This is a genomic window from Catenulispora rubra (assembly GCF_015356825.1).
Classification (GTDB): Bacteria; Actinomycetota; Actinomycetes; order Streptomycetales; family Catenulisporaceae; genus Catenulispora; species Catenulispora rubra.
The window spans coordinates 1-6,691 of record NZ_JAACYW010000444.1; the positions used below are offsets into that span (position 1 = coordinate 1).

Annotated in this window: 7 protein-coding genes; 5 read left to right on the plus strand and 2 right to left on the minus strand. The window is 69.8% G+C overall.

What is annotated here, in order from left to right:
* A partial coding sequence (locus GWK61_RS51695; protein WP_194921495.1) for a hypothetical protein occupies positions 1 to 596 on the minus strand: 596 nt, incomplete at its 3' end.
* Between the two features lie 137 nt (positions 597 to 733).
* Here GWK61_RS51695 and gad point away from each other — a divergent pair.
* The 5 genes from gad to GWK61_RS51720 all read left to right on the plus strand — a co-directional run bounded on the left by gad (position 734) and on the right by GWK61_RS51720 (position 4,969).
* Entirely contained in the window at positions 734 to 2,107 is a 1,374-nt protein-coding gene (gene gad, locus GWK61_RS51700; protein WP_438939830.1) for a glutamate decarboxylase, read from the plus strand.
* Between the two features lie 224 nt (positions 2,108 to 2,331).
* On the plus strand, positions 2,332 to 3,180 hold the full coding sequence (locus GWK61_RS51705) for an SAM-dependent methyltransferase (protein ID WP_323748162.1): 849 nt from the start codon (positions 2,332 to 2,334) through the stop codon (positions 3,178 to 3,180).
* A gap of 199 nt (positions 3,181 to 3,379) precedes the next feature.
* Complete coding sequence (locus GWK61_RS51710; protein ID WP_194921506.1) at positions 3,380 to 4,300, plus strand: YhjD/YihY/BrkB family envelope integrity protein; 921 nt, start codon at positions 3,380 to 3,382, stop codon at positions 4,298 to 4,300.
* A 25-nt stretch (positions 4,301 to 4,325) separates the two neighbouring features.
* Positions 4,326 to 4,625, plus strand: a complete 300-nt coding sequence (locus tag GWK61_RS51715; protein WP_194921507.1) for a hypothetical protein — start codon at positions 4,326 to 4,328, stop codon at positions 4,623 to 4,625.
* Positions 4,626 to 4,636: 11 nt separating this feature from the next.
* The gene (locus GWK61_RS51720) at positions 4,637 to 4,969 is read left to right on the plus strand and encodes a cupin domain-containing protein (RefSeq protein WP_194921508.1); all 333 of its coding nucleotides are present in this window, start codon (positions 4,637 to 4,639) and stop codon (positions 4,967 to 4,969) included.
* A gap of 64 nt (positions 4,970 to 5,033) precedes the next feature.
* On the opposite strand, the gene GWK61_RS51725 is transcribed toward GWK61_RS51720, so the two are convergent.
* Complete coding sequence (locus tag GWK61_RS51725) at positions 5,034 to 6,050, minus strand: DUF4349 domain-containing protein (RefSeq protein WP_194921509.1); 1,017 nt, start codon at positions 6,048 to 6,050, stop codon at positions 5,034 to 5,036.
* Positions 6,051 to 6,691 lie beyond the last annotated feature (641 nt).

A 6,691-nucleotide genomic window follows, 5' to 3' on the forward strand; every position in this document is an offset into this window, starting at 1 on the left:
GCCCCCGACCGCCGCAGCAGAACCGCCGTCTCCCACCGCACGAGCAACTGCCCGCCGACCGCGAACATCACCGCGCCGACCACCGTGGCGATCGCCGCCGGGTGGGCAACCCCGGCCGCTTTCAGGCTCAAGCCGGTCGTCAGCGTCACGCCGAGCAATATTGCCACGAAGCCCGCCACTCCCATCAGCGCCCTGCGAGTCGTACCCGGGCCCGCCAGGTCGCGGCGCGGCGCGGCGGCGCGGGCCCTGCGGGACACCGGGATGTCGATGGCGAGCGCACAGGCCGTGTATCCGGCGACACCGATCCAGATGACCGCGCCGTGCCCGGACTCCAGGGTCGTCGCGAGTGCGATGGTCAGCGCCGCGTGCGCCCACCAGTAGCCGCGCGGGAAGATCTTGCGCCGGATCACCTGCTCGCGGCGCCGGTCGATCTCGTCCAGGGCACGCGCGGCGTCGGCGGCGTCCGGGACGCTCATGGCGCTCGTGTCCGAGACAGTGTCCGGGACGTTCATGGCGCTCGTGTTCGAGGCGGCGTCCGGGACGTTCATAGCGCTCATGTCCGAGGCGGCGTCCGTAGGCTCGATGTGCTCGTTCATTTTCCCTCCCTGACATTACTTTCCCACTAGGAAAGTAGACCCCTGACTCCCGCCACGCAAGGGTTTCGCGCCCCTACCCTGCGTTCAGCTACTGCTGCCATGCTGGGCCGCTGAGACAGCCGCCAACCGAAGGAGTGATCGTGGTCCATCGACACGACGACAACGACGCGGTGATCGATCCGGCCTACACCAAGCGCCTGGGCTGCGTGAACGTGCCGAAGAACAAGATGCCCGACCAGGAGACGTCGCCCCAGGCCGTCTACCGCATGATCCACGACGAGCTGCTCCTGGACGGCAGCTCCCGGCTGAACATGGCCACGTTCGTGACCACGTGGATGGACCCCGAGGCCGAGAAGCTGATGGCCGAGACGTTCGACAAGAACATGATCGACAAGGACGAGTACCCGCAGACCGCGGAGATCGAGCGCCGCTGCGTCAACATCGTCGCCAACCTCTTCCACGCGCCCTCGACCGGCGACGCGATCGGCGTGTCGACCATCGGCTCCTCCGAGGCGGTGATGCTCGGCGGTCTGGCCATGAAGTGGAAGTGGCGCCAGCGCCGCCAGGCCGCCGGGCTCAGCTCCGACCGCCCGAACCTGGTGATGGGTTCCAACGTGCAGGTGGTGTGGGAGAAGTTCTGCCGCTACTGGGACGTCGAGCCGCGCTACGTGCCGGTGGCGCACGACCGCTTCACCGTCGACGCCGACGAGACCATGACCTACGTGGACGAGAACACCATCGGCGTCGTCCCGATCCTGGGGACCACGCACACCGGCGAGTTCGAGCCCATCAAGGACATCCACGACCGGGTCGTGGCCTACAACGCCGAGCACGGCACGGACATCGCGATCCACGTGGACGCGGCCTCCGGCGGGTTCGTCGCGCCCTTCCTGCACCCGAACCTGGAGTGGGACTTCCGGCTGCGGCAGGTGAAGTCGATCAACGTCTCCGGACACAAGTACGGCCTGACCTACCCCGGCATCGGCTTCGTCATCTGGCGCGACGCCGAGGAACTGCCCGCGGACCTGATCTTCCACGTCAACTACCTCGGCGGCGACATGCCGACCTTCACCCTCAACTTCTCGCGGCCCGGCAACCAGATCGTGGGCCAGTACTACAACTTCATCCGGCTCGGCCGGGACGGCTACCGGAAGGTCATGGAGGGCCTGCGGGACACCGCGAAGTTCCTCGCTGAGGGCATCGCGCAGCTCGGCGCGTTCGACGTGATCAGCGACGGGACCGACATCCCGGTGCTGTCGTTCAAGCTCACCGACCCGAGCAGGTACACGGTCTTCCACGTCTCCGACGAGCTGCGGCGCGACGGCTGGCAGGTGCCGGCCTACACGATGCCGCCGAACGCCGAGGACATCGCGGTGCTGCGCATCGTGGTGCGCGAGGGCTTCAGCCTGGACCTGGCCGAGTCGCTGCTGGTCGCGCTCCGCAAGGCGGTCACGCGGCTGAACACCACGCCGCCGGCGCACCAGGCCGAGTCCGGTTTCGCGCACACCTGAGGGCACGCCGCGCGACAGCGTCTTTCCGGGCCGACCGACAGGCCGCGCGACGGGCCGACCGACAAGCCGACCGACAAGCCGACCGGAGTCCGGTCGCGTGCCGGCCGGCCCGTATCAGCATTCGATGATCATGGGCTACCCTGGCCCGACGGCCACGGTGCCACGGTGCCATGACCAAGGTGAGACGACCACGTGAGACGACCAAGGTGAAGGGGGAGCCAGGCGTGGAGGACACCACACGGGGGTTGGGGGACGCTCCGCTGACGCCCGGCTGGACACCGCCGGCGATCGACACGATCGACACCACCAAGGCCCACCCCGCGCGCATCTACGACTGCCTGCTCGGCGGCAAGGACCACTTCGAGGTCGACCGCCAGGCCGCCGAGGTCGTTCTCAAGGCTCTGCCGGGCGCGCGCGAGATGGTTCGGGAGAACCGCGCCTTCCTCGGCCGCGCCGTCCGCCACCTCGCCGAAGCCGGTATCACGCAGTTCCTCGACATCGGCACCGGCATCCCCGGCCCCGGCAACACCGGCGACGTCGCGCGCTCGGTCCGCCCCGACGCCCGGGTGGTGTACGTGGACTACGACCCGGTGGTCGCCGTCCACTCCCGTGCCCTGCTCGCCGGTGCCGACCCCGAGCTGACCGCGATCGTCGTGGCGGACGTGCGCAACCCGAAGTCCATCCTGGACAGCCCGGCCGTCGGCGAGGTCCTGGACTTCGACAAGCCGATCGCCGTCCTGATGGTCGCACTCCTGCACTTCATCAAGCCCGAGGAGGACGCCCACGGCATCGTCGCGACCTTCCGCGACGCCCTGCCGCCCGGCAGCGCCGTGGTGATCTCGCACGGCACCGACGGCGGCGACCCCGAGACCTCCGCCGAGGCGCGCAAGGGCTGGGACAACGCGACCTCGCAGTTCACGGTCCGCGACCGGGACGACATCACCGCGCTGTTCGACGGGTTCGAGCTGGTGGAGCCCGGCGTGGTGAACGTGCCGCTGTGGCGGCCGGAGGGGGCGGCCCGCGAGGACTGGGCTGACATCTGGTTCGACGGGGGAGTGGGGTTCAAGCGGTAGCTCCCGGAGGAACATCTCCGGCTTCGAGGTTCGCGAGTGCGGCGCACGCGATGCTGAAATACCGTCGAGTTCGCACGGGTGAAACAGACGAATTAGACCGCGTCGGCTGACTGGCAGCCAACTACTGTCACACGCGCACCTGGAACAACACAACTGCTCTCCCTCCCCTGGAATCACCAGGCGAGCGAGGAGGTGTGGAATGGAAAGCGAATCCGTCGCCGTCAGCGAAAGCGTCGCCGGGCTGCCCGCGAGCAGGTACGCGCGCCTGGTCGAGCGTTGTCGCCGCAGCGTCGTGGCGAACGTGTGGCGCGGGGGCGTGCAGATGGAGCTGCTCCGCCGTTCCATGGCGTTCGCGACGCTGGGCCTGGTCGCGCTGGTGCCGCTGCTCGTGGTGGTGGCGGCGATCGATCCGTCGTCGCAGCAGGGCTTCGGACAGTGGGTCGCCGACGGGATGGGTCTGCCTCGGGACACGGCCGCGCCGGTGCTGCGATTGTTCTCGACGCATCATCAGGAAGCGCGACAAATCAGTGTTCTTGGTTTCGCTTTGCTGGCCGCGTTCGGGCTGGCGTTCGTGACGGATGTGAAGCTCGGTTACGAGCGGATCTGGGACCTTCCCGCACAGTCGTGGCGGCAGGCATGGCGCCGGGCGGTGTGGCTGGCTGTGATGGTCGGCTACCTCGCGTTCGAGGTGGAGAGCGGCGTTCTGCTGAGCCACGGGCCGCTGCAATCGGCGGGGCGGATCGTCATCTTCGCCTCGGCGGCTTTGCTGTTCTTCTGGTGGGGACAGCATTTCCTGCTCGGCGGCACGGTCCCGTGGGGCTGGCTGCTTCCGGGCGCCATCGCGACCGTCGCGGGATTGAGTGGCCTGCGATACTTCTCGACGCTGGTGTTCAACCCGATGATCGTCTCCAGCGCGCACGACTACGGCATGGTCGGCGTCGTCCTGGTGGTGCTGTCGTGGCTGATCGGCGTGGGATTCGTCATCTTCGGCGGCGCGCTGGCCGGGCGCTACTACTGCGAGCGCCTGGCCGAGCGGCGTGCTGACCGGGAGCCGGTGCCGTGCGGACCGTTTGAATCCGCGAACGGCGGGCAGCAGGACGCTTCGTCCGAGGATTCGTGACGACCCCGACTCTGAGGAGGACACCATGACGGCTTGGATCCGCGTCTACCCCGGCTCGGCGCTGCCGCGCCGCCTGACCGCCGACGACGTCGAGTACCTGGACGGCGCGATGCGGCACGCCTACGGGGTGTTCAACGACGATCCGGTCACCGGCCTGGACCTGGCCCGCACCATGGCGGCGAGCGTCCTGAACCTGCGCGGCCTGGACGCCGACACGCTGCTGCGCCCCTTCCACGCTTCGCAGGACGCTGATCGGGCGGAGGTCCTGCAGACCATGGGCGCGCTGGCCGCGGCCATCGACCGGATCGCAGTAGACGGCGCGTAAGGGGAACCACCATGCAGAAGGTCTCGCTCGAAGCCCTCTCCCGCCAGCACCTGGAGCGTGCCGCGGCCTCGTCCACCGGCCGCAGCTCGCAGACGGTGTACGGCGGCCACGAGCGCGTGCTGCGCCAGACGCTCATCGCGCTGCGGGCCGGCAGCGTGCTGGCCGAGCACGAGAGCCCGGGCGAGGCGACGGTGCTGGTCCGGCGCGGGCGGATCCGGCTGGTCGCCGACGACGCGTCGTGGGACGGCATGGCCGGCGACCTGCTCATCGTGCCCGACGCCCGGCACAGCGTGGAGGCGGTGGAGGACGCGGTGATCGTGCTGACGGTGGCCAAGGTGCTGTGAGGCGGGATGCCCGGGCGCCGTCCACCGAATGCCGCATCGCCGGCGCCTGAGCCTGCCGCCGCGGCTATTCGGACCCGTCCGCCGCCGTCACGGCAGCCGGCTGTGCTGGTTGCGCCGGCTTCGGCCCCTGCCCCGCCGCCCGCGCGCGCAGCCGCGTCGCCACCTGCACCAGCCGCCTCACCGGCCACCACAGCACGGCGACCAGCGCCGCGAACGGCAGTAGCGCGCCGACGATCACCAGCACCACCTTCAACGTGCCGGTGAACGCCTGCCAGCCGTTGTGCAGGCCGCGCTGCAGGGCGTTCTGGTGCTTCGCGACCGCCGGGGCCGCGGCCGGTGCCTGCGGGACGAGGAACGTGACCGTGATCGTGGACAGCGACACCTGGTCGTTCAGCGTGGCCAGCTGCGCCTGCATCGATTCCAGGTCGGCCTCGCGCCTCGACAGCTCGCCTTCGAGGGACACCACGTCCGCCAGGTTCGCGGCGTTCTTCATCAGGTCCGTGATCCGCGCGATGCTCGCCTGCTGCGCGGAGACGCGGGTGCTGGTGTCCACGACCTGTGAGGTGACGTCGGAGGCGTTGCGGGTCTCGTCCTGCACGGTTCCGCCGGTGCCGAGCTGGCCGATGACCTTGTCGAACGCCGTGGACGGCACGCGCAGCGTCACCGTGGCCTGCGTCAGGCCCTGCACGTCCGGCACGGTCCCCGACTGGGAGTTCTCGCCGCCGACGAACCCGCCGTTGCTCGCCGCGAGGGTCTCGGCGTTCGCGGTGGCGCCCGCGACGTCCTTCGTCCGGACGGTCATGGTGGCCGTGTAGACGATGCTGCGGCCCGGCACCGGCGCCTTGGCCAGCGAGTTCTTTCCCGCGGCGGGCGCCGCGCCGGCGTTCGGGGCCGAATCGCCCGACAGGCCGCCGGCGCTGTTGCCGCCGCTTCCGCCACCGACAGCCACCGCCGGCCCGGCCGCGTTCGACGACGCCGATTTGCCTTCGGCGTTGGTGCCGCACCCGGCACTGAGGCCGATCGCCGCGACCACGGCCAGGACCGCCGCGATCCGGCCTGTTTGAGCACTCTGTTTCACCATGGGATTGGGACGGGAGTGTGTGCCGGGCGGTTCCGCCTGTGTGCTCACGGTTCGGTGACAGAACGGCATCGGGTTGGTGCGGGGAGGCACCGGCTCTGCTGCCGGTTTCCTACCGGGATACGCGTGGTTTCACGGGTTCGGGCGCGCGGCGCGCTCCGTAGCGTTCTCCGTGGACGCACCGCCAGTGGCGCCTGGCGACCGGTACGGGGTCGGGCGGCGCTTATCACCCCGGCTGGCGGTGCGTCCCGCGGCGGGGACCGGGTCGGGTCCGCGCGCCGTTGTCGCCCGGACAGCCGGTGGGTTCCGGCCAGAGCGTGAGGACCAGCCATGACTCGGCATCAGCAGGAATCCGGTGGGTGGCCGCCGGGGAAGGGTGCGCCGCCAATTAGTGCACCGCCATACAGCGTGCCGGCCGATAGCCAGACAGCCGCGACAGAGACTTACGTGGTTCCGGCACACGGTGCACCGGTTGATAGCCGCACAGCTGTGACAGAGACCTACGTGGTTCCGGCACATAGTGCACCGGCCGATGGCCGCACAGTCGTGACCGAGGCTTACGTGGCTCCGGCATACAGCGCACCGGCCTTCAGCCAGTCGGCCGCGACCCAGACGCTCTATCCGCCGCCCCCGCTGCCCCAGCC

Bases quoted from the DNA above. Each gene is read 5' to 3' on its own strand.
- GWK61_RS51710 (WP_194921506.1), top strand. From the start codon at position 3,380: ATGGAAAGCGAATCCGTCGCCGTCAGCGAAAGCGTCGCCGGGCTGCCC.
- GWK61_RS51715 (WP_194921507.1), top strand. From the start codon at position 4,326: ATGACGGCTTGGATCCGCGTCTACCCCGGCTCGGCGCTGCCGCGCCGC.
- GWK61_RS51720 (WP_194921508.1), top strand. From the start codon at position 4,637: ATGCAGAAGGTCTCGCTCGAAGCCCTCTCCCGCCAGCACCTGGAGCGT.
- GWK61_RS51725 (WP_194921509.1), bottom strand. From the start codon at position 6,050: ATGGTGAAACAGAGTGCTCAAACAGGCCGGATCGCGGCGGTCCTGGCC.